General features: G+C 68.6%; 25 protein-coding genes. 18 read left to right on the top strand and 7 right to left on the bottom strand.

Features of this window, described 5'->3' with window-relative positions; genetic code table 11:
• The first annotated feature begins 31 nt into the window (after positions 1–31).
• Together WFK36_RS03960 and WFK36_RS03965 are read left to right on the top strand one after the other, a co-directional pair.
• On the top strand, positions 32–1,342 hold the full coding sequence (locus WFK36_RS03960; RefSeq protein ID WP_336789870.1) for an adenylosuccinate synthetase: 1,311 nt from the start codon (positions 32–34) through the stop codon (positions 1,340–1,342).
• Positions 1,339–1,965 (top strand): NUDIX domain-containing protein, encoded by a 627-nt coding sequence (locus WFK36_RS03965; RefSeq protein ID WP_336789872.1) that lies wholly within the window; start codon positions 1,339–1,341, stop codon positions 1,963–1,965. The genes WFK36_RS03960 and WFK36_RS03965 overlap by 4 nt, the downstream gene beginning before the upstream one ends.
• Positions 1,966–2,029: 64 nt before the next feature.
• On the opposite strand, the gene dapD is transcribed toward WFK36_RS03965, so the two are convergent.
• Positions 2,030–2,995, bottom strand: coding sequence for a 2,3,4,5-tetrahydropyridine-2,6-dicarboxylate N-succinyltransferase (dapD, locus tag WFK36_RS03970; RefSeq protein WP_008378238.1), 966 nt, complete (start codon positions 2,993–2,995; stop codon positions 2,030–2,032).
• Positions 2,996–3,041: 46 nt separating this feature from the next.
• Between dapD and dapE the strand changes: the two genes are divergently transcribed.
• Positions 3,042–4,145: a succinyl-diaminopimelate desuccinylase gene (gene dapE, locus WFK36_RS03975; protein ID WP_336789874.1), complete on the top strand. Its 1,104-nt coding sequence runs from the start codon at positions 3,042–3,044 to the stop codon at positions 4,143–4,145.
• 113 nt (positions 4,146–4,258) lie between these two features.
• Here the strand turns inward: dapE and WFK36_RS03980 are convergent, their stop codons facing one another.
• Entirely contained in the window at positions 4,259–4,969 is a 711-nt protein-coding gene (locus tag WFK36_RS03980) for a TetR/AcrR family transcriptional regulator (RefSeq protein ID WP_336789876.1), read from the bottom strand.
• A 126-nt stretch (positions 4,970–5,095) separates the two neighbouring features.
• On the opposite strand from WFK36_RS03980, the gene WFK36_RS03985 reads away from it, so the two are divergent.
• The 11 genes from WFK36_RS03985 to glgC all read left to right on the top strand — a co-directional run bounded on the left by WFK36_RS03985 (position 5,096) and on the right by glgC (position 13,743).
• Positions 5,096–5,446 (top strand): DUF2568 domain-containing protein, encoded by a 351-nt coding sequence (locus WFK36_RS03985; protein WP_008378232.1) that lies wholly within the window; start codon positions 5,096–5,098, stop codon positions 5,444–5,446.
• Positions 5,447–5,457: 11 nt separating this feature from the next.
• Positions 5,458–5,904 (top strand): nitroreductase/quinone reductase family protein, encoded by a 447-nt coding sequence (locus WFK36_RS03990; RefSeq protein ID WP_008378230.1) that lies wholly within the window; start codon positions 5,458–5,460, stop codon positions 5,902–5,904.
• Positions 5,905–5,943: 39 nt separating this feature from the next.
• Entirely contained in the window at positions 5,944–6,756 is an 813-nt protein-coding gene (locus WFK36_RS03995; RefSeq protein ID WP_008378228.1) for an LOG family protein, read from the top strand.
• Positions 6,753–7,301, top strand: a complete 549-nt coding sequence (locus tag WFK36_RS04000) for an LOG family protein (protein WP_336789882.1) — start codon at positions 6,753–6,755, stop codon at positions 7,299–7,301. The genes WFK36_RS03995 and WFK36_RS04000 overlap by 4 nt, the downstream gene beginning before the upstream one ends.
• Positions 7,302–7,343: 42 nt before the next feature.
• Complete coding sequence (locus WFK36_RS04005; RefSeq protein WP_336789884.1) at positions 7,344–9,113, top strand: long-chain-acyl-CoA synthetase; 1,770 nt, start codon at positions 7,344–7,346, stop codon at positions 9,111–9,113.
• A gap of 128 nt (positions 9,114–9,241) precedes the next feature.
• The gene (gene folP / locus WFK36_RS04010) at positions 9,242–10,054 is read left to right on the top strand and encodes a dihydropteroate synthase (RefSeq protein WP_336790949.1); all 813 of its coding nucleotides are present in this window, start codon (positions 9,242–9,244) and stop codon (positions 10,052–10,054) included.
• Positions 10,051–11,001, top strand: coding sequence for a glucosyl-3-phosphoglycerate synthase (locus tag WFK36_RS04015; protein WP_336789886.1), 951 nt, complete (start codon positions 10,051–10,053; stop codon positions 10,999–11,001). The genes folP and WFK36_RS04015 overlap by 4 nt, the downstream gene beginning before the upstream one ends.
• Before the next feature lie 21 nt (positions 11,002–11,022).
• Positions 11,023–11,364, top strand: a complete 342-nt coding sequence (locus WFK36_RS04020; RefSeq protein WP_336789888.1) for a DivIVA domain-containing protein — start codon at positions 11,023–11,025, stop codon at positions 11,362–11,364.
• 93 nt (positions 11,365–11,457) lie between these two features.
• Complete coding sequence (locus tag WFK36_RS04025; protein ID WP_008378218.1) at positions 11,458–11,625, top strand: DUF3117 domain-containing protein; 168 nt, start codon at positions 11,458–11,460, stop codon at positions 11,623–11,625.
• 80 nt (positions 11,626–11,705) lie between these two features.
• A complete protein-coding gene (locus WFK36_RS04030) occupies positions 11,706–12,473 on the top strand; it encodes a methyltransferase domain-containing protein (protein ID WP_419717357.1) in 768 nt (255 codons plus the stop codon).
• Between the two features lie 52 nt (positions 12,474–12,525).
• The gene (glgC, locus tag WFK36_RS04035; protein ID WP_336789890.1) at positions 12,526–13,743 is read left to right on the top strand and encodes a glucose-1-phosphate adenylyltransferase; all 1,218 of its coding nucleotides are present in this window, start codon (positions 12,526–12,528) and stop codon (positions 13,741–13,743) included.
• Here glgC and WFK36_RS04040 read toward each other — a convergent pair.
• Genes WFK36_RS04040 through cofD form a run of 3 tightly spaced genes read right to left on the bottom strand, consistent with a single transcriptional unit; the run spans position 13,740 to position 16,653 of the window.
• Positions 13,740–14,303 (bottom strand): NUDIX hydrolase, encoded by a 564-nt coding sequence (locus WFK36_RS04040; RefSeq protein ID WP_336789892.1) that lies wholly within the window; start codon positions 14,301–14,303, stop codon positions 13,740–13,742. The two genes, glgC and WFK36_RS04040, sit on opposite strands and share 4 nt — an antisense overlap.
• Positions 14,300–15,655, bottom strand: coding sequence for a coenzyme F420-0:L-glutamate ligase (locus WFK36_RS04045; protein WP_336789894.1), 1,356 nt, complete (start codon positions 15,653–15,655; stop codon positions 14,300–14,302). Before WFK36_RS04045 ends, WFK36_RS04040 begins: the two co-directional genes overlap by 4 nt.
• On the bottom strand, positions 15,652–16,653 hold the full coding sequence (cofD, locus tag WFK36_RS04050; RefSeq protein ID WP_336789896.1) for a 2-phospho-L-lactate transferase: 1,002 nt from the start codon (positions 16,651–16,653) through the stop codon (positions 15,652–15,654). Before cofD ends, WFK36_RS04045 begins: the two co-directional genes overlap by 4 nt.
• 186 nt (positions 16,654–16,839) lie before the next feature.
• On the opposite strand from cofD, the gene WFK36_RS04055 reads away from it, so the two are divergent.
• Positions 16,840–17,169, top strand: a complete 330-nt coding sequence (locus WFK36_RS04055; RefSeq protein ID WP_008378212.1) for a WhiB family transcriptional regulator — start codon at positions 16,840–16,842, stop codon at positions 17,167–17,169.
• A 73-nt stretch (positions 17,170–17,242) separates the two neighbouring features.
• Here the strand turns inward: WFK36_RS04055 and WFK36_RS04060 are convergent, their stop codons facing one another.
• Entirely contained in the window at positions 17,243–17,761 is a 519-nt protein-coding gene (locus tag WFK36_RS04060) for a metallopeptidase family protein (protein ID WP_336789899.1), read from the bottom strand.
• Between the two features lie 63 nt (positions 17,762–17,824).
• Between WFK36_RS04060 and WFK36_RS04065 the strand changes: the two genes are divergently transcribed.
• The 3 genes from WFK36_RS04065 to manA are packed head-to-tail and all read left to right on the top strand — an operon-like array spanning position 17,825 to position 20,655.
• Positions 17,825–18,253 carry a DUF3499 domain-containing protein gene (locus WFK36_RS04065; protein ID WP_008378210.1) on the top strand — a complete coding sequence of 143 codons (429 nt, stop codon included), beginning with the start codon at positions 17,825–17,827 and terminating at the stop codon, positions 18,251–18,253.
• A 48-nt stretch (positions 18,254–18,301) separates the two neighbouring features.
• Entirely contained in the window at positions 18,302–19,426 is a 1,125-nt protein-coding gene (locus tag WFK36_RS04070; protein WP_336789902.1) for a hypothetical protein, read from the top strand.
• The gene (manA, locus tag WFK36_RS04075; RefSeq protein WP_336789904.1) at positions 19,426–20,655 is read left to right on the top strand and encodes a mannose-6-phosphate isomerase, class I; all 1,230 of its coding nucleotides are present in this window, start codon (positions 19,426–19,428) and stop codon (positions 20,653–20,655) included. The genes WFK36_RS04070 and manA overlap by 1 nt, the downstream gene beginning before the upstream one ends.
• 3 nt (positions 20,656–20,658) lie before the next feature.
• On the opposite strand, the gene WFK36_RS04080 is transcribed toward manA, so the two are convergent.
• The gene (locus tag WFK36_RS04080) at positions 20,659–21,711 is read right to left on the bottom strand and encodes a type VII secretion protein EccE (protein ID WP_336789906.1); all 1,053 of its coding nucleotides are present in this window, start codon (positions 21,709–21,711) and stop codon (positions 20,659–20,661) included.
• Positions 21,712–21,789 lie beyond the last annotated feature (78 nt).

Consider the following 21,789-nt stretch of genomic DNA (forward strand, 5'->3'; position numbering starts at 1 on the left):
GACCGCACAGACACTCGAGAGAGGAGGGAACATGCCGAGCAGGCACCTCGCCGTAGTCGGGCTCGGCTTCGGCGACGAGACGAAGGGCGCGACCGTCGACTGGTTGGCGGCGCGGGTGAAGCCGACCGCGGTGGTCCGTTTCAACGGCGGGGCGCAGGCCGCCCACAACGTGGTGGCCGACGGTCTGCATCACACGTTCCGCCTGTTCGCCAGCGGCACGTTCACGGGCGCGGCGACCCACCTGAGCAGTCACGTCGTCGTCGACCCGTGGTGGCTGGCGGCCGAGGCCCTCGATCTGGAGGGCCTCGGCGTCGCCGATCCGTTGGGGCGGGTGTCAGTGAGTCCGGAGGCGCTGGTGGTGACGCCGATCCACATCGCGGTCAACCGGATACGCGAGGACGCCCGTGGCGACGCCAGGCACGGTTCGTGCGGGCTGGGGATCGGCGAGACGCGCTGGTACGCACTGGCCCACGACGCCCGACTGCGGCGGGGCGAGAGCCTGTACGACATCGTCGCGTCCGGCGACGCGACGACACCACCGCTGACAGTCGCCGACTGCCTCGACCCGCAGACTGTGCGTCGGACGTTGATGGCGTTGGCGGAGTTCTACGCGCCACTCCTCGACGGCGCCGAGCACGAGCCGCCGTCGGTGCGGGTGATGGCGTCGGCGTTGGCGGAGTTCGGGCGGGCGGTGTCGATCGTCGACGATCGAGCCGCGATCGCCGAGGCCGCATCGCGCGGTCGGCTGATCTTCGAGGGCGCGCAGGGGATCCTGCTCGACGAGTGGCGGGGACTGCATCCGCACACCACGTGGAGCACCACCCTTCCCGCCGTCGCGCAGGCCCTGCTCCGGGAGGCGGGGGAGCCGCCCGCCACAGTGATCGGGGCGGTCCGCGCCTACGCGACGCGGCACGGCGCGGGGCCGCTGCCGACCGAGGACGCGGGCCTGACGATCGCCGAGCCGCACAACGGGACCGGCCGCTACCAGGGCGATTGGCGGATCGGGCACCTGGACCTGCCGCTGCTGCGGTACGCCGCGCAGGTCTGCCGGCGGCACGGCGGGCTGGACGCCCTGGCGGTCAGCCACCTCGATGTCGCCGACGGGATCCGGGTGGCGCGCGGCTACGCCGACTATGGGCTCGGCGACTACCGCGACCTGGCGTTCCAGGAGCGTCTGACGGCCACCGCACGCTCGGCCGTGCCGGTGCTCGAAGCGGTGGACGCCGCGGCGATACCTGCCGAACTCGCGGCGGCCGCGGGCGTTCCGGTCGCCGTCCGCGCGCACGGCCCGGACAGGCAGGACCGGGCGCCGACCGGGGCGGGTGCCAGACTCGTCGTATGACTGAACTCTCCGCGTCCGGGGTCGGCTCGTCGGCGGTGTCGGTGGACGCCGTCGTCCTGCGGGTTGGCGGCGACGGTACGCAGGTCCTCGTCCACCGGCGGGCGGCCGAGCCGTTCGCAGGCGACTGGGCGCTGCCGGGAGTCCTGCTGGGCGCGGGGGAGCGGATATCGGAGGCCGCCGTGCGGGCTGCGGGCAAGGCCGCCATCACACCGGACGCCGTGACCGGGGTGGGTCAGCTCGTCGTCTTCGACGAACCGCACCGCGACCCTCGAGGTCCGACGCTGTCGATCACCGCGTGGGTGACTGCCGGAGACGTCGAGACCGTCGACGGGCGCTGGGTGTCGTGGGACGAGCCGCCGTCGTTGGCGTTCGATCACGCCCGGATCCTCGCCGACGTCCGGCCGGTCCTCGCCGACAGGCTGTGGCGCGACCTCGGATTCACCGCGGCCCTTCTCGGCCGCGAGTTCAGCGTCCGGACCGCGCTGGCCGTCACGGCATCGCTGACCGGCGGCGACGTGGACCGCGGCAATCTCAACCGCACCCTCAAGCGGATCGCCATCCGGGTCGACGAATCCGCCCCGTCCGGCGTCGGGCGACCAGGTGCCGTATGGCGGTGGCCGTGAGACGACCGTGCCGCCGATCGTGACCTGATGGTGGTCACGATCGACGGCACAGTCGATCGGGGCGTCAGTTGTGGGCGTGCAGAGCCTCGTTGAGCTCGATGCCGTCGCCCTCCTTGGCGGTCACCTCGACCGCGCCCGTGACGCTGTTGCGGCGGAAGAGCAGGTTCGAGCGGCCAGCGAGGTCGCGGGCCTTGACGACCGAGCCGTCCGGGCCGGTCACCTTGGTGCCCGCCGTGATGTAAAGGCCGGCTTCGACGACGCAGTCGTCGCCGAGCGGGATGCCGCAGCCCGCATTCGCGCCGAGGAGGCACCGCTTTCCGATGGTGATGATCTCCTTGCCACCGCCCGACAGGGTGCCCATGGTGGACGCGCCGCCGCCGATGTCCGAGCCGTCGCCGATCACCACACCGGCCGAGATGCGACCCTCGACCATCGACGTGCCGAGGGTGCCTGCGTTGAAGTTCACGAAGCCCTCGTGCATGACGGTGGTTCCTGCGGCGAGGTGAGCGCCGAGACGCACGCGGTCGGCGTCGCCGATGCGGACACCCGACGGCGACACGTAGTCGACCATGCGCGGGAACTTGTCGATCGACGTCACGGTCACGTGGCCGCGGGCGCGCAGGCGGACGCGCGTCTGCTCGAAGCCGTCGACGGCGCAGGGGCCGAAGTTGGTCCACACCACGTTCGCGAGCAGTCCGAACTGGCCGTCGAGGTTGGCGCCGTGCGGCTGCACCAAACGATGCGAGAGAAGGTGCAGGCGCAGGTAGACGTCGTGCGCGTCGACCGGTGCGACCGACAGGTCGGCGATCACCGTCTTGACGGCGATCGTGCGGACGCCGCGGGCTTCGTCGGCGCCGACGAGCGGGCGCAGATCGGACGGCACGTCGTCGCCGGTCAGTTCGGTCGAGCCGGTGGTGCCGGCGTCCGTGGAGAGTTCGGGAGTCGGGTACCACGTGTCGAGGACGGTCGTCGTGCCGTCCGTGTCGACGACGGTGGCGATTCCAATGGCAACAGCACCTTGAGTAGTCACGGCACGAGTCTAACGGGGCGCCCTGACAGGCCTACGATGGATTGTCGTGAGCATTCCTGAGCTGAACCTGTCCGCCGACCCGATCGACTTGACGGCCGCACTCGTCGACATCGCGAGCGTCAGCCGCGACGAGAAGTCGATCGCCGACGCCGTCGAGGCCGCCCTGCGCGAACAGCTCACCGGATTCGAGGTCGTCCGGCATGGGAACTGTGTGCTCGCCAGGACGAATCGCGGGCTGCCGACCAGAGTGATCCTCGCCGGACATCTCGACACCGTGCCGATCGTCGACAACGTCCCGTCGAGGCGCACCGTCACCGACGACGAGGGCGACGTCCTGCACGGATGCGGAACCGTCGACATGAAGTCGGGCGACGCAGTGTTCCTGCACCTCGCCGCCACGTTGGACGAGCCCGCGCATGATCTGACGTTGATCTTCTACGACTGCGAGGAGATCGCCGCCGAGTTCAACGGCCTCGGCGCCATCGAACGAGAACTTCCCGACTGGCTCTCCGGCGACGTCGCGATCCTCGGCGAACCGACCGCGGGCCTGATCGAGGCGGGCTGTCAGGGCACCCTGCGGGTCCGGTTCACCGCCACCGGAACGCGCGCACACTCGGCCCGGGCGTGGATGGGCGACAACGCGATTCACAAGCTCGGCGGCCTCCTGACGACCCTCGCGGCATACGAACCGCGCCGCGTCGACATCGACGGCTGCGAGTACCGCGAAGGGCTGTCGGCCGTCGGAATCCACGGCGGCGTCGCGGGCAATGTCATCCCCGACGAGGTGTACGTCGATGTGAACTTCCGCTTCGCGCCCGACCGCAGTGAGGAGCAGGCCTTCGAGCACGTGCGTGCGGTGTTCGCCGCCGAGCTGGCGTCCGGGGCAGTGACCGCCGAGGTCACCGACTCGGCGTCCGGTGCGCTGCCAGGGCTCGCTCATCCCGCCGCGGCCGCGCTGGTCGCGGCGGCCGACGGCAAGTTCCGAGCGAAGTACGGGTGGACGGACGTCTCCAGGTTCTCCGCGCTCGGCATCCCGGCGGTGAACCTCGGGCCCGGCGACCCGAGTCTGGCGCACCGAGTCGACGAGCGGGTGCCCGTCGAGCAGATCACGCAGGTGACCCAGATCTTGCGCACGTACCTGTCGCTCTAAATCGACGCGTCGTCGACAACCGCGACCCTTGTGACGGCAGCGTCCGTCGACGAAGGTCGCGACGATCCTCCCGGGCCTTCCGCCAACCATTGAGGAGCTTTCAACACACGACACTAGGTCTCGGTTCCGAACACCAGCGCACCCGCGAGGTCGACGATCCCGTCCCACACATCGTCGGGGCGGTCGGTGATCGGCCCCAACTGTTCGAACAGCTCACTCGTGATCGCGCCGAGCAGCAGATTCCACGCAGCAACGGTCCTGGTCAGCACCTCGGGCGTCAGGCCGAGCTCGACCACGCCGTCCTCCCGCGTCGCCGCGCGGAGGGCGTCGACGGCGCGTTGCTGCCGTTCGGCGCTTGTTCCGGAGATGTTCGGCACGACTTCCAGACCTGCGACGATCCGGGCCGCAGCCAGGATCGGTCGGTTGCCTGCCCGCGCGGTCGCATCGGCCGGCGCGTGATAGCCGGGCACCGGTGAGCCGTAGAGCAGGGCGTACTCGCTCGGGTGCGCGACGGCCCACACGTGCAGTGCATGCGCGAACGCCTCGAACGCGGGCCTGCCGGGCTGACAACCGGTGACGGCGGTGTCGAGTGCGTCGCCGAGGTCGTCGTACGCCTCGATGATGAGGACGGTGAGCAGGTCGTCGCGGTCGCGGACGTAGCGGTACAGCGACGACGGGGTGCGTCCCATGTCGCGAGCCACCGCCCGCAAGGAGAGTGCCGCAGCGCCGTGTTCGGCGAGGTGGCGTCGTCCGACGTCGCGCAGCTGCGACTCCAGCGCGGCTCGATTGCGGGCCCGGACTCCGGGTTCGGTGGGGGTGCTCATCACCTCACATCGTCGCACGTCCGCCGGGTCCCATCCAATAAACAAGAACACTGTTCTTGATTTGTCGATGGCGGAGCTGTACCGTCTTAAAACGAGAACACTGTTCACGATTTGTCGGAGGTTGAGATGGGCACGGCATATCTCTGGTCGCTCGCCGCACTGCTCTTCACCAGCGAGGTCTTGATGCTCGGCGTCCTCGGCGGTGGGGCGTGGGCGGCGGCGGGCCGCGGATGGCCGGGCGTGCTCGCCGGACTCGCAGCTGTCGTCGTCGCGGTGGCCCTGTGGGCGCTGTTCGCGTCCCCGCAGCCGGTCGTGGACATGATCGTCGCGAAGTACGCGGTCAAGATCGGCTTGTACGCGGCGGCGACGGCGCTTCTCGTGGCGGCCGGGATTCGAGCGCCGATCGTGTGGGCGTTCGCCGTGTTCTCGCTTGTTGTCAACATCGCGGCCGTGTTGCCGCCCTACCGAGACTTCTGAAGGAGATCACGATGACCGACACCAGGTACGAAGCGCCGAGCGGCCCGATGTTCACCGCCTCGAATCGGATCGTCGGCGGGCTCGCACGGGTCGGAGCTGCGCCGAAAGGCGTCCATGAGTTGCAGACGGTCGGACGGAGCACCGGCGAGATCCGTCGGACGCCGGTCAATGTGCTCGTCGTCGACGACCGTCGTTTCCTGTTCTCGCCCCGCGGCAACACGCAGTGGGTGCGCAATGTCCGCGCAGGGGGAGCGGTGGCACTGCGACGCGGCCGCCGCACCGACGTCGTGGCCCTCGCCGAACTCGATGCCTCCGCCAAGCCGGCGATCATCCGCGGCTACCTCGACAAGTGGGGCTGGCAGGTCTCGGATTTCGTGGGTGGACTGACCGCGACCTCCTCGGACGAGGAGATCCTCGCTGTCGCGTCGGGATTCCCGGTGTTCGAGGTGCGCGTCTGACACGGTGGGAGGCCGCGCGGATTGGTAGCGTCTCCTGTCATGGCCGATGGCGAACCCGGCGCGAACGCGCAGCCCACTGATGACGACGAGGCGACCTTCGAGGCGGTGCCGCTGCGGCATATCGGGGCGACGCAGGTCAGGGTGTCCGGAGACGCCGAGCGGATCACGACGGACCGCACTCTTCTCGAGTGGGTGGACCCGCGCGATCCGCAGCTCGCCGATCACCGCCGAATCCACGACTCATGGCGCGTTCTGCGCATCCAATCCGAGTTCGTCGCCGGGTTCGACGCTCTCAGCGGTGTCGCCGAAGCCGTCACCGTCTTCGGCTCGGCCCGGGTGGAACCGGGCAGCGACGAGTACAACCTGGGCGTCGACGTGGGGCGGAGGCTCGGCGAGGCCGGATTCGCCGTGATCACCGGCGGCGGACCCGGGGCCATGGAGGCGACGAACAAGGGCGCCTTCGAAGCCGGAGCACAGTCCATCGGCCTCAACATCGAGTTGCCGTTCGAGCAGCACATCAACCCGTACGTCACACTGGCGATCAACTTCCGGTACTTCTTCGTCCGCAAGACGATGTTCGTCAAGTACTCGCAGGCGTTCGTCTGCCTGCCCGGCGGCATCGGCACTCTCGACGAACTGTTCGAAGCACTGACCCTCGTGCAGACCCGCAAAGTGCTGCGCTTCCCGATCGTGCTCGTCGGCCGTGACTTCTGGGGGCCCCTTGTCGACTGGATGAAGAACACACTCGTCGCCGACGGCAAGATCTCACCCGAGGACCTCGACCTGATCACTCTCGTCGACACACCCGAGGAAGCGGTGCAGGCCGTCTGCGACAAGGCGATCCGCCCGTGACGCGCGATGCGCCCGCGATCTGCGTGTACTGCGCGTCCGGCCCGGTCGACGAGGAGTACCTGCGCCTGGCCGCCGACACCGGCAAAGCCATCGCCGCGGCTGGGGCCACACTCGTGTCCGGCGGCGGGAACATCTCCATGATGGGCAGCGTGGCCCGCGCCGCGCGCGGAGCGGGCGGGAAGACGATCGGCATCATCCCCGAGCACCTGATGGCGCTCGAAGTGGCCGATCTGGACTCCGATGAATTGATCGTCACCGACACCATGCGCGAGCGGAAGCGGTTGATGGACGAGATGTCCGACGGCTTCATCACGCTGCCGGGCGGGGTCGGCACGTTCGAGGAACTCTTCGAGACGTGGACCGGCGCCTATCTCGGGGTGCACGAAAAGCCCGTCGTGATGATCAACCACGGCGGGTTCTACGACCCGATGCTCGTCTGGCTCGACGATCTGCGCGCCCGCGGATTCGTCTCCGACCGGGCGTTGAACCGGCTTGTCGTGGTCGACACGGTGTCTGCCGCGATGAAAGAACTGACTCTACGGTAAGGTGACGGCGTTCACCGTCCGGCGTGAGGAGTGAAGCAACCCATGAACACAGTGCCCACCAAGGTCGGGTTCACCGACATTCTCAAGGGTGTCGTCAAGATGGCCCCCGACCTGCCCGGAATGGCTCGCCATGCGCCGAACATGATCTTCCGGTCTCCGGACAAGAAGAACAGCATCGGCCAGATCTTCGCGCAGCTCGCCGCGGACCATCCGGACCGGCCCTTCCTCCGCTGGCACGGCGAGTCGTCGTCGTACGGGGAGTGCAATCGCACCGTCAATCGGTACGCCGCGGTGCTGACCGAACGCGGTGTCAAAGTCGGCGACGTCGTCGGGATCCTGTCGAAGAACAATCCGACCGACCTCCTGGTGATCCTCGCCGTCCTCAAACTGGGCGCGGTCGCGGGAATGCTCAATTACAACCAGCGCGGCGACGTCATCGATCACAGCATGTCGCTGCTCGACGCGAACGTCCTGATCCGCGACCCCGAATGCGACGAGGCGTTCGACTCGATGAGCCCCGAACGCCATCCCGAGCACATCCTCGACTTCGCCGCGCTCGAGGAGGCGGCAGCGGGGAAGTCGGAGGCGAACCCGGCGGTCACGGCGACACTTCCCGCGTCGACCCTTGCGTTCTACATCTTCACCTCCGGCACCACCGGCCTGCCCAAGGCCAGCGTGATGAGCCACAACCGTTGGCTGGCGAACTACACCGGCATCGGCGGGCTCGCGGTTCGTCTGCGCCCGTCGGACACCATGTATGTGGCACTGCCGCTCTATCACAACAACGCGGTGTCGGTGTCTCTCGGCGCGGTCCTGGCCAGCGGTGCGTGCATGGCCCTTGGCAAGCAGTTCTCCGCATCCCGCTTCTGGGACGACGTGATCGAGAACCGGGCGACAGCGTTCTCTTACATCGGTGAACTGTGCCGCTACCTTCTCGCGCAGCCGGAGAAGCCGACCGACCGTGCACATTCGGTGCGCCTCATCGTCGGCAACGGACTCCGCCCCGAGATCTGGGACGAGTTCGTCGACCGCTTCGGGATCGACCGCGTCGTCGAGTTCTACGGCGCCAGCGAGCTCAATCTGGCGTTCGTCAACGTCTTCGGCGTCAAGCGGACCGTCGGGTTCTGTCCGCTTCCGTTCAAGCTCGTCGAGTACGACGCGGACGGCCAGCCCAAGCGCGACGGCAGCGGCCGTCTCGTCGCCGTTCCGAAGGGAGAGCCGGGTCTGCTGATCGCCGAGATCAGCGAGCGCGTCCCGGTCGACGGCTACACCGATTCGCGGGAGACCGAGAAGAAGATCGTCCGCGACGCCTTCAAGAAGGGCGACGCCTACTTCAACTCGGGTGATCTCGTCCGCGACATCGGGTTCTCGCACATCACCTTCGTCGACCGCCTGGGCGACACCTTCCGCTGGAAGGGCGAGAACGTCGCGACCACCGAGGTGGAGGGTGCGGCAGGCGAGGACGACGCGATCGACGGCGCAGTCGCCTACGGCGTCGAGGTCCCCGGATGCGACGGCAAAGCGGGCATGGTGTCGATCACGCTGGCGGGCGACCAGCGGCCCGACCCGAAGCAGCTGGCCGACCGGCTGTACGCATCGCTGCCCGCGTACGCGGTGCCGCTGTTCGTGCGGTTCGTCGACGAACTCGAAGTGACGTCCACGTTCAAGAACCGCAAGGTGGAACTGCGCGACGAGGGCTTCGGCGATGTCGGCGACGACGAGGTGTGGGTGCTCAAAGGCCGCGCAGACGGCTACGTGCCGTTCTACGACGACTATCCGGCGGACGTCGCGGCGGCCAAGGCCCCGCGCTGATCGACGCCTCGCTCGCGCCGTAGGGTGACATCGTGATCTCTGCCCCCTCGGCCGGGTCGAACCCGTCGGGGACGACTCCAGCCCCGACCCTGTGCGGTCGCCCCGTCGCCGTCGACCGAGCGCTTGTCATGGCGATCGTGAATCGGACGCCCGACTCGTTCTACGACCGCGGAGCCACGTTCTCCGACGACGCCGCGAAAGCACGCGTCGACCTCGTCGTGGAACAGGGCGCGGACATCGTCGACATCGGCGGCGTGAAGGCCGGCCCCGGCGAGGAGGTCGACGCCGTCGCCGAAGCCGGGCGGGTGGTCCCGCTGATCGCGTGGATCCGCGCGCAGCATCCCGACCTGCTGATCAGTGTCGACACCTGGCGCAGTGAGGTCGCCGCATCGGCGTGCGAAGCGGGCGCGGACATCGTCAACGACACGTGGGCGGGAGCGGATCCCCGCGTCCTGGCGGTCGCGGCGGAAGCCGGAGCCGGCATCGTCTGCTCCCACACGGGCGGCGCCGTCGTCCGTACCCGGCCTCATCGGGTCGCATACGACGACGTCGTGTCCGACGTCGTCGCCGAACTGAGCGTCGCGGCGACGCGCGCCAGGGAGGCCGGAGTGCGCGAGGACGGGATCCTCATCGACCCGACACACGACTTCGGCAAGAACACGCATCACGGGCTGGCGCTGCTCCGGGAACTCGGCCGACTCGTCGACACCGGCTGGCCGGTCCTGATGGCCTTGTCGAACAAGGATTTCATCGGGGAGACGTTGAACGCCGATCTGACCGACCGCGTCGCCGGGACCCTGGCGGCGACAGCGCTGGCCGCAGCGGCGGGAGCACGGGTGTTCCGAGTGCACGAGGTGGCCGACACTCGACGAGCCGTCGACATGGTGGCGTCGATCCGCGGAACCCGCGCGCCTGCACGCACGGTGCGGGGTCTCGCGTGAACCCTGCCTGGACCGACCGCGGTGAAGGCGAAGCCCGCTGGTCGCACACTCACACCTGGGACCATCCCGAATGGAGCGTCGGCGATCTGGTCGCCGCGAAAGCCGGTCGAACGGTCTCCGTCGTGCTGCCCGCATTGAACGAGGAGGACACCGTCGCCGGTGTCATCGAGTCGATCCGGCCCCTGGTGGGGACACTCGTCGACGAACTCATCGTCCTCGATTCCGGGTGCACCGACCGCACCGCCGAGCGCGCTCGCGCGGCGGGAGCGCGCGTCGTCTCCCGCGAAGAGGCGATCCCCGGGCTCGAACCGATGCCAGGCAAGGGGGAGGCGCTGTGGCGGTCCCTCGCGGCCACGACCGGCGATCTGGTCGCCTTCGTCGATGCCGACCTCATCGACCCCGACCCGATGTTCGTGCCGAAGATGCTCGGACCTCTGCTCGCCGACCCCGGGATCCACCTGGTCAAGGGGTACTACCGCAGGCCGCTCCTACACGGATCGCAGCGGGAGTCGTCTGGTGGCGGCCGGGTCACCGAACTCCTCGCCCGACCCCTGCTCACCGCGCTCAAACCCGACCTCGGCGAAGTGCTGCAGCCCCTCGGCGGCGAGTACGCGGGCACCAGAGAACTGCTCACCTCGGTTCGGTTCGCGCCGGGGTACGGGGTCGAGATCGGGCTGCTCGTCGACACTTACGACCGCTATGGGCTCCCCGGCATCGGGCAGGTGAACCTCGGCGTTCGGCAGCACCGGAATCGCCCGCTCCGCGATCTCGCCGTGATGAGCCGCCAGATCGTCGCGACCCTGCTCGAGCGCTGCGGCATCGACGACTCCGGGGTCGGTCTCACTCAGTTCGTGCCGGACGAGTCGGGTGCGTTCTCGCCGCACACCACCGAACTCCGCACCGACGAACGCCCACCGATCGCCGGACTGGATCCCCGCCTGTTCTGACTGCAGCGCTACGCTGGTCGGGTGGTGATCATCGGACTGTATGTGATCGGCGTGGCCGTGCTGGTCGCGCTGCTGTTCGCCGTGGTGTGGTTCGCCTTCGGGCGTGGAGAGGATCTGCCGCCCGTCGATCGTGGAACCACACTCACCCGACTTCCTCGTGCGGGCATCAGCGGCGACGACGTCCGCAGGCTGGTGTTCGCCCAGACCATCCGCGGGTACAACACCGCCGAAGTCGACTGGGCGTTGGAGAAACTCGCCCGCGAGATCGACGAACTCCGGGACGTCGTGTCGGACCTGTCGGGCCGCGACGTGGCGGACACCGGGTCCCTGCCGACCGTTCAGGTGCCGCCGATCGAACCGTGATCGATCGATCGATCAGCGGATGCGCGCGAAAGCGTGTCGTGTGGCACACGTATCATTGAACGGTCCAGTGAATCGTTGGAGGGAGCACGGACAATGGCGGCGATGAAGCCACGTATGGGTGACGGTGCGATGGAAGCGGTCAAGGAAGGGCGCGGAATCATCGTGCGCATTCCGATCGATGGAGGCGGCCGACTGGTCGTCGAGCTGAACGACGCCGAGGCCAGCGCGCTCGGTGAGGCGCTGCGCGAGGTAACCGCCTGACGCCAGACGCCGACCTGTTCGAGGCTGCCGGCCTCGTCTGTCCGGTCTGCTCGGAACGTCTCGAGCTGATGGGGCGGTCGATGGGCTGCCCGAACGGTCATCGTTTCGACCTCGCGAAACACGGCTACGTGTCGCTGTTGAGCGGCAAGGGGACGTCGCACCGCTCCGACACTCCGGAGATGGTCGCGTCCCGGACGGCGGTGTTCAACGACGGTCTCTACGATCCGATCATGGCCGCTGTCGCAGCAGCGGTTCCCGCCGGCGCGGGGGCCGTCGTCGACGCCGCGGCCGGAACCGGCGCCTACCTGGCGGCCGCGCTGAGCGCCTCCGCCGACCGCAGAATCGGAATCGCGGTGGACCTGTCGAAATCGTGCGCGCGCGCCGCCGCCCGCTCCCATCCACGCGTGGTGTCCGTCGTCGCCGATCTGTGGGCGCAGATTCCGATCGCCGATCGCTCCGCCGACGCGGTCCTGTCCGTTTTTGCGCCACGGAACGTCACCGAGACGGCCCGCGTGCTCGGGACGGGGGGACGGTGGGTGATCGTCACGCCCAACCCGGATCACCTCGCAGAGATCGTCGAACCCATGGGCATGCTGCGCGTCGGCGACGGGAAGACCGAGCGACTCGCAGTGGACCTGGCTGGCTCATTCGAGATCTGCTCCCAGGAGCGTGTGAGCGCCCGCCTCGACCTGACCGCCGCTCGTCTGGCCGACATCGCCGGAATGGGGCCGGCAGGCTTCCACCGGACCCGTCCGGAGCTCGACGCCGCTGCTCACGCGCTCGCGGGCGACACAACGGCATCGGCCACCCTCGACGTCACGGTCACGGTCGCACGCCTCGCGGGCTGACGGAGTTCACCGTCGGGTGGTCGGCTCGCGGCGGGGCCGATATGTTGGAGCAGTGAGATCACAACCGCACGTCCTCGGAATAGTCCTGGCTGGCGGAGAGGGCCGACGGCTCTACCCGATGACGAGTGATCGGGCCAAGCCCGCGGTGCCGTTCGGCGGATCGTACCGATTGATCGACTTCGTCCTGTCGAACCTCGTCAACGGTGGTTACGAACGCGTCTGCGTGCTGACCCAGTACAAGTCGCACTCCCTGGATCGGCACATCTCGCAGAACTGGTGGACCTCAGGTTTCCACGGCGAGTACATCACCCCGGTCCCGGCTCAGCAGCGCCTCGGTCCGCGCTGGTACACCGGCAGCGCCGACGCGATCTTCCAGTCGATGAACCTGATCGACGACGAGAAGCCCGACTACATCGTGGTCCTCGGCGCCGACCACGTGTACCGGATGGATCCGTCGCAGATGGTCGAGGCGCACATCGCCAGCGGCGCAGCCGCCACGGTCGCCGGCATCCGTGTTCCTCGGTCGGAGGCGTTCGCGTTCGGCTGCATCGAGTCCGGCGACGACGACCGGATCACCGCGTTCGTCGAGAAGCCCAGCGATCCGCCTGGGACGCCCGACGATCCCGACGTCACGTACGCGTCCATGGGCAACTACGTGTTCAGCACCGACGCACTCGTCGAGATGCTCAAGCGCGACGCCGCCGACGGCGACTCCGACCACGACATGGGCGGAGACATCATCCCCGCCTTCGTCGAACGCGGCGAGGCGTACGTGTACGACTTCAACTCCAACGTCATCCCCGGGGAGACCGAACGCGACAAGGGATACTGGCGCGACGTCGGGACCATCGACGCGTTCTACGACGCCCACATGGATCTGATCTCGCCGAATCCGCGATTCAATCTGTACAACCAGCGGTGGCCGATCCGAGGCGCGACGAGTCACCTGCCGCCTGCGAAGTTCATCGGCGGCGGATCGGCGAGCGACTCGATGGTCGGTGCCGGGTGCATCGTCTCCGGTGCGACCGTTCGCAACTCAGTCCTGTCGAACGACGTGTCGATCGGCGAGGGCTCAGTCGTCCAGGGCAGCGTCTTGATGCCCGGTGTCCGGATCGGCCGGAACGCCGTGGTCCGCAACGCGATCCTCGACAAGAACGTCGTCGTCGCCGACGACGGTCAGCTCGGCGTCGACCTGGATCATGATCGTGAGCGATTCCAGGTGAGCACCGGGGGAATCGTCTCCGTCGGCAAGAACCTCCGCGTCGACTAGACGCGCAGCGCGACGGTTCCGCGCTCGACGAGAATCGGGATCGTGTCGGCGTCGATGTTCGCGGGGAGATCGTCGATCGACCACCACGCGAGGTCGACGGACTCGTCACTGCGCACGATCTCTGGGAGTGCGCCGTCGGGCGTCGGATCGGCGACGGCCGCGAACCGGACGTCCAGATGGCGGGTGGGCTGTCCGAGCGAGCACGTGATCGGATGCGTGTGCAGATGCACGGGTGTGCCGGTGAGCCGCAGAGACGGCAGTCCGGACTCCTCCAGTCCCTCCCGCAGCGCGGTCGCGGCGACACTGATGTCGCCGGGCTCGCAGTGCCCGCCGAGCTGAATCCACTTCCCGACCCGCGGGTGCAGCGTCAGCAGAACGTGCGTGAGCTCGGCGTTGAAGACGATCACCGACCCGGTGAGATGTCCAGGGACACAGGCGCGTTCGCACGGGTTCGGAGCCGAATCGACGAATGCCAGAAACGTGTGGCGCAGCGAGTCCTGCTCCGCGTCGGGTGCGGTCCAATCGGCGAGGATCGCGCGCGTGGTGTCGGTGATGCTCACAGTTCGATCACCAGGCCGTCGGTCGATGCGGGCTCGCGCAGACCCGACGGAGCGGCCGGGTAGCCGATCGCCACAGCTCCGAGCGGCTGCCAGTCCGCGGGGAGGTCGAGTTGCGTCCTCACGGTGTCGGCGGCGAAGATCGTCGACCCGACCCAGCAGCTTCCGACGCCGCGGACCGACAGTGCGACGAGCAGGCCGCTGACGGCTGCGCCGCCCGCCACGGTGAACATCGTGTTCTCACACGCGTTTCGGCGTGCGTCCGGGTAGGTGTGCATCCCGTCGCCGGTGAGCACCGGGATCACGAGTTCGGGTGCGTCGTACAGGATCTGGCCGCGTGCGATGCGCTTGTCGATCGATTCGGCGGTCTTGGAATCCGCGCCCAGATCGGTCCGCCACGCATCGCCCATCGCGTCGAGAAGAGCGCGTCGGCGGTCGCCGTCGCGGATCCACAGGAACCGGATCGGATGCGTGTGATGCGGCGCGGGCGCGGTGAGCGCCTCCGCGAACGCCGCGTTCATCACGTCGTCGGAGACGGGACCGTCGGTGAACGACCGCACCGAGCGTCGGGTCAGCAACGCCTCGCGGCGGCCCTGGTCGATCGCCTCCTCGACGCCGAGACGGAACATGTCGTCGTCGAGATCTCGGACGAGGTCGGCGGCCGTCGAGCCGTCGTCGACAGGCGTGTACCCGCGAACCACGGCGACGGGCACGGCGTCGAGTTTGCCCTTCACCAGGTCGGCGGCAGCGGCGAGCTCGTCGGCCACGGCTATGTCGGTGACGAGCAACGTGTTGCCGTAGGCGTCGTCGACACCGTCGTAGGCGTGGCTGACGGCGATGCCGGCGGCCCCGATCGCCACGTCGGTCTGTCCGGTGCGCCAGGCGCGACCCATCGTGTCGGTGACGATCACGGCGACGTCGAGACCGTGATCGGCGGCGAGGACGGCTCGCAGCCGTGCGGCGCTCGCATCGGGATCAAGAGGGAGCAGGGCGATCTGGTCGGTTCGGACGTTCGAACCGTCGACGCCCGCGGCCGCCTGAACCAGACCGTTGCGGTTCGCCGTGATCAGCGTGCGATTGCGGCGGGCGACGACGCGGACGGTCTCGGCGTCGATCAATCTCCGCCGGAACGCGTCGCGCTCGTCCGGATCGGTCGGCGCATCGATCATCCGTCCCTCGGTCTTGGAGAAGATCTTGCTCGTCACCACCAGCACGTCGCCGTCGGCGAGCCACGGCGCTGCCGCGGTGATCTCGGCCGCGACGTCACTGTCGGGACCGAACTCGCCGAGTCCGGTCACGGGGAGGATCTGCAGGCCCCCGGTCGCCCGGTGATCCTTGACCTGGACCGCGGTCACGGCGTCTGCACTCCGACGAGGGCGCACGCGGCGCGGACCATGTCGGCGGTGGTCGCCGGATCGGTCATCAGCAGGGGAGCGGAGCCGACGGTGATGCCGCCGACCGTCGCATGATCTCCGTCGGCGATGAGCCATCCGTCGAGCAGGCCGTTCCCCGAGCGGGCGCCGTAGTGTGCGGCGATCGCCTCGGCGGACGTCTCGACGCCGATCACCGACAGGCACTCGTCGGCCATGCCGCGCAGCGGCTTGTTGTCGATCACCGGACTCACCCCGACGACCGGAGCCTTCGTGGTCCGCAGCGCGGCGCGCAGACCGGGGACGCTGGTGATGGCGCCGATGCTGACCACCGGGTTCGACGGTGCGAACAGAACGATGTCCGCATCGGCGATGGCGTCGACGACACCCGGGGCCGGCTTGGCGTCGTCGGACCCCACCTGCGCGAAACCGTGGGTGGGCACCTGCGCGCGGTGGCGCACCCACCACTCCTGGAAGTGGATCGCGACCTTCTCGCCGGGCTCGCCTTCCGGGCGATCGATCACGACGTGCGTCTCGTGGCGGTCGTCGGTCGCTGGAAGCAGTCGCACGCCCGGCAGCCAACGCTTGTTCAGAGCCGCGGTGATGTCGCTGAGCGCGAACCCCGCATCGAGCATCTGAGTGCGGATGAGGTGTGTCGCGAGATCGCGGTCGCCGAGTCCGAACCAGTCGGGATCCGCGCCGTAGGCGGCGAGTTCGTCCTTCGCGTTCCAGGTCTCGTCGGTGCGACCCCACCCGCGTTCGGTGTCGATGCCTCCACCGAGCGTGTACATGCACGTGTCGAGATCGGGACAGATGCGGACGCCGTGCATCCACGCGTCGTCGCCGACGTTGACGATCGCGGTCACGGAGTGTTCGCCCTGCTGCGCCGTCCCCTCGGGGAACGGCGTGACGCCGAACAGCTCTCGCACACCTTGTAGGAAACGAGCGCCGCCGACGCCCCCGACGAGTACGGTCACCTTCACAGCGATCCACTGTAGTCAGCACCGTGCGACACGCCGACGGGCGTGGGTGAATGTGTGGGGAAACGGTTTTGTCAGACCTCGATGATAAAAATGAATCTTGCTCTTCGGCTTGACCGAGACCGCTCCCGACGTGTGTAATCACATCAGTGTCATTACGGGTGGAGCGGAGCAGGGAGGGCGCCGACTATGACTATTGATCACGGCGAGGGAGCTGAGCCGACCAGTCGCACGACAGCGAATGGTTTTGGGCAACTCACCGCGCTGCCAAGCGATTTCGAGGCTCTGTTCGACGCTGTCGAAGACGAGTGGCAAGACCGAGCACTGTGCTCGCAGACCGATCCGGAAGCGTTCTTCCCCGAGAAGGGCGGTTCTACTCGCGAAGCCAAGCGCATCTGTTCCGGCTGCGAGGTGAAGGCGGACTGCCTGGAGTACGCGCTGCACAACGATGAACGATTCGGCATCTGGGGTGGAATGTCCGAACGTGAACGCCGTCGGCTCAAGCGCGGCATCATCTGAGTCGCGAATCGACCAGACTGAAGAGCGCCGGGCCGCCCTGACCTTTCAGGGCGGCCCGGCGCTTTTGTGTGCGTCAGGCGTCGGGGCCGTCTTCGACGGTCTCCTCGTCGATTCCGAGGAACGTCGCGACCTGCTGGATCAGCACCTCGCGGAGAAGCTCGGCCAGATCGTCGTCGAGGGCACGCAGTTCGAGCGGACGACGGAACAGGATGATCTGCGCGCGGGTCGGCTTCCCCTGCGTGTCGGTGCCCGCTCTCATCAGGCGCGCCAGCGGCACGGGGCCGTCGGCTGTCACCTCGTCGGGCCACTGCACCGACTCCCAGTCCTCCGGGGCGTTGCCGCGCGGCAGCATACGCGGGATGTCGTCGACGGCGACGTCGAGACCCTTCAGCGCGTCGTGCCACTTCGCGTCGAGTTCGGCGAACGCGTCGACGGCGGCACGGTCGAACTCGTCTGACCGAGTCTTGCGTGCCGGGATCCCCGGCGGCAGAAACGGTCCGCGCAGTCCCCGTCCGTGACGGTCCCGCGTGCGGCGCGACGGCGGAGCGAGCAGACGGACGCCCGAAGTGAGCGGCGCGAGCAGAAAACCCATGGTCACAGTGTAGGTCCGCGTGTCGATCGTGGTTCTGTCGGGCAATCCCTATAGGCTGGCGCTGTGAGTCATCCCCGTCAGTGCTGCAGGCCCGGCTGCTCGCGACTCGCCGTCGCCACGCTGACCTTCGTCTACGCCGAATCGACGGCTGTCGTTGGTCCGCTCGCCGGCTCCGATGAACCCCATTCGTGGGACCTGTGTGCCGAACACGCCGACCGCATCACCGTGCCGCGCGGCTGGGAGATGCTGCGCAGCGGCAGCGGTTTCACGCAGTCCACCGAGGACCAGGATCTGACGGCGTTGGCCGATTCGGTCCGCGAGGTGGGTTCGGCCGCGCCCGTCGGTCGGCCGTCGTTCCGCACCCTGCCCGAGTTCGACGACGCACCGCGTGGTCGCCACCGCGCGTCGGACGCGCCGTCTCGTGCCGCGGCCCCGGCTCCGCGCCCGGGCCGACGCGGACACCTGCGGGTACTGCCCGATCCAGTCGATTGAGCGCAGTCTCGAATACCCGGGCGCGTCGCGCTGACTAGTCTTAGCCTCATGTCTGCCCATTTCCGCGATCTCGACGACACCGACGGACTCGTCGCTGCCGATCGTGACGGTTTGCTGCGCTCGGCGGCGATGTCGGGCGCCCACGTGCGCGCCGTGGCGCACGCCGTCGCCGAGGGCGCGTTGGACCGGCTCACAGACCTCCGCCCCCGCGCCGTCGTCCTCGTGACGGGCCGTTCGGCAGCGGCGGACCGAGCCGCGCGGTTCGTCGTCGCACTGCTCGCATCCCGCTTCGACGCGCCGCTCGTCGTCACACCGTCGTTGCCGGGCTGGATCGGACCGCTCGACGTGGTTGTCGTCGCAGGTGACGACCCGGGCGATCGTGCGTACGCAGACGCCTCCCAGCGGGCACTCCGAAGGCGTGCCGAACTCGTGACGGCCGTCCCCGTCGAAGGGCCCGTCGCCGACGCGATCGGGTCCGACCCCGTCGCGGATCTGTCGCCGCGTCTGCGCGTGGACGATCGGTTCGCGTTCTCGCGCCTGGTCGCCGTGTTCGTGGCCGTCTGCACGGCGTTCGACGCCGTGCGTCTGCACCCGGCGCCGTCGTCGCTCGCCGACATCGCCGATCTGCTCGATGCCGAAGCCGCCGCCGATCATCCGTCGCACGAGAGCTTCCACAATCAGGCCAAGCTGCTCGCCCTGCGCGTGGCCGGTCGGCCGGTGGTGTGGGCAGGGGACACGCCGGCATCGACGGTGCTCGCCGCGCACATAGCGTCCACCGTGTTCACCGTCGCAGGAATCGCGTCCGCCGCCGACGACGAGCAGAGTGCGCTCGCACGGCTCCGGGTGTCGGCGCACAGCGGGGCGAGCGCGGCCGACTCGATCTTCTACGACCCCGACTTCGACGACGCGCCGCCGGCCGAACAACCTCGCGTGATCCTCGTGACCACAGCGAACCGGGGTTGGGGCGTCGAGCAGCGAGTGAGTGCGCTCGGGGACGTCGATGTGGTCACCGAGCAGAGCGACGCGCCGGGCTACCCGGGGGGACTGGCCGAGCAGACTCTCCGCGACCCTGAGTTCTCCGACGTGCCCGCCGACCTGTCCGCGTATCTGACAGTCGCCGTCCGCGCCGACCTCGCGTCCGCGTACCTCGAACTGGCGGGGGAGACCGCCTGATGAAACTGCTCGCCGGAGTCATCCGGCCGTACGCGTGGGGATCGCGAACAGCCCTCGCGCAGATGCGTGGTGCGCCGTCGCCGTCGGCTCACCCCGAAGCGGAACTGTGGTTCGGCGCCCATCCTGCGTCGCCTGCGACAGTCGTCTCCGACAGCTCTGGTGAAACCCTTCTCGGGCTGATCGAAGCCGATCCCGTCGGCCAGTTGGGTGCATCGGTCATCGAGACGTTCGGCCCCCGGCTTCCGTACCTGCTGAAGGTGCTCGCGGCCCAAGAGCCGTTGTCGCTGCAGGCGCATCCGAGCTCGGAACAGGCGCAGGAGGGGTTCGCGAGAGAGAACGCAGCCGGTCTCCGTTTCGACGCGCCCGAACGCAACTACCGTGACGGCTGGCACAAGCCGGAACTCGTCATCGCGTTGACCGACTTCGACGCGCTCGCCGGCTTCCGCAACCCGGCCGTCACAGTCGACCTGCTGCGCAGCCTCGACGTCCCCGAACTCGACCCGTACCTGGGCATGCTCGCCGCAGAACCGGACCAGACGGGACTGCGCGCCGTGTTCACCACGTGGCTCACCCTGCCCGACTCGGTGATCGGCGCCCTGGTACCAGCCGTCCTCGACGGAGCTGTCCGTGCGCTGGCACGCGGTGAGGACCGGTTCGTCGCAGAACTGCGCTCGCTCCTCGAACTAGGCGAGGCGTACCCCGGTGATCCCGGCGTGCTCGCGTCGATGCTGCTCAACAGGCTGAGCCTGAGGCCCGGCGAAGGGCTGTACCTGTCGGCGGGCAATCTGCACGCCTACCTGCACGGCACAGCTGTCGAGTTGATGGCCAACTCCGACAACGTGCTGCGTGGCGGTCTCACACCCAAGCACATCGACGTCCCCGAACTGCTCCGCGTCCTCGACTTCACTCCGGTCGACCTCGACGACCTGATGCCGACGTCGAAGACGGTCGGCGCCGAGCGGGTGTACCTGACGCCTGCACCCGAGTTCCAGCTCTCGCGGATAGAACTCGACGGAACCGGACTGCACGGACCGTCATCGATCAGCTTCGACCTGCCGGGCCCGCAGATCCTCGCCGTCTTGTCCGGGCGGGTCACCATCGTCGGAGCCGACGGCGCGACGCTGACAGCGTCCGCCTGCGACGCGGTCTGGCTCGCCGCATCCGATCCCGATGTGGTCGTTCACGCTGCATCGTCGGACACGGTCTTCGTTCGCGCGCTCGTGCCCTGACACCTAGCCCGTCAGGGCGCGTTCGGCGGGAGTGGTGACGGTGCGGACTGTGCGTCGGCCGCCACCTGGATCGATCAGATGGAGCGTCGATGAGTCGTCGGGCTCCTGTCGCAGCAGGTAGCAGCCCGGATCGCGGTGATGGCCGACGTCGATCACGGTGAGTCCCGCGTGCTCGTGGGACCGGTCGGTTGTGTCGTCGACGACGATCTGGGACGTCGGCGGAACGGTTGGGCCGTACGAGAGGAGCAACGAGTCGCCGATCATGTCGACGAGTGGTGTCCACTGCTCGGAACGGTCGGAGACGACGTGTGCTCGGACGCCGAGCGCGAGCGCCCGGACGACCGTCTGCCGGACTGTCGGGAGGTCGGCGTCGACGGACACCCGGGGGATCGAGGGGCCCGCCACGCGTAGCGCGATCGGCGTCCCGTCGTCGTCGGCCCCGATCAGCTGACCGTCGCCTGCGAGCGGGGGAGCGACGCCGTCGACGCCGCCGGGAAGAATCCGTGCAACTGCGTCGGTGTCGTCCGCGGTGGTCCACGCACCGTCGGTGGACAGTTCCGCGGCGGTCAGCGGGCGAGTCTGAACGCCTGCGGACGCGCACGCCGCACGCACTCTGCGCACGCACCAGAGCACTGTGCGCAGTGCGCCGACGTTTCCGCCTCCCCGTAGCGCGACCGCGTGCGGGTGCTGTGCCGGATCGACGTGGACGACGAGGGCGACAGTACGGTGCGATGCCGGGACCAGCGGTCCGAGAAGCCCCCGATACGCGCGCGTCGCGGGACCGTCGCCCCACCACATGAGCGTCCTGGTGACAACGTCCACATGCGTCGGGCGGGCGTCGGACCGCGCCATGCACGTCGCGATCGTCTCCACCGGCACTCGGACGCGTGGCCCGTCCGGAAGCGACACCGGTGCCGGTGGCCCCGGCATGAGTGCAAGGACGCAGACGAGCCGTGGTCCGTCGCGGCGAAGCCCCGTGTAGCCGTCGCCGTCCGGAACGTCGAACGGTTCGAACGTGCGTGGATCACGGCGAGCGGACCCGATGATACGACGCATCTGGCATTCCCCCTGAAACAATCGATTCCCCCGAATCGTGTGGCGTCACGGTACAACGCGACTACCGTCGCCGGGAGG

Source organism: Gordonia malaquae (assembly GCF_037148075.1).
GTDB lineage: Bacteria > Actinomycetota > Actinomycetes > Mycobacteriales > Mycobacteriaceae > Gordonia > Gordonia malaquae.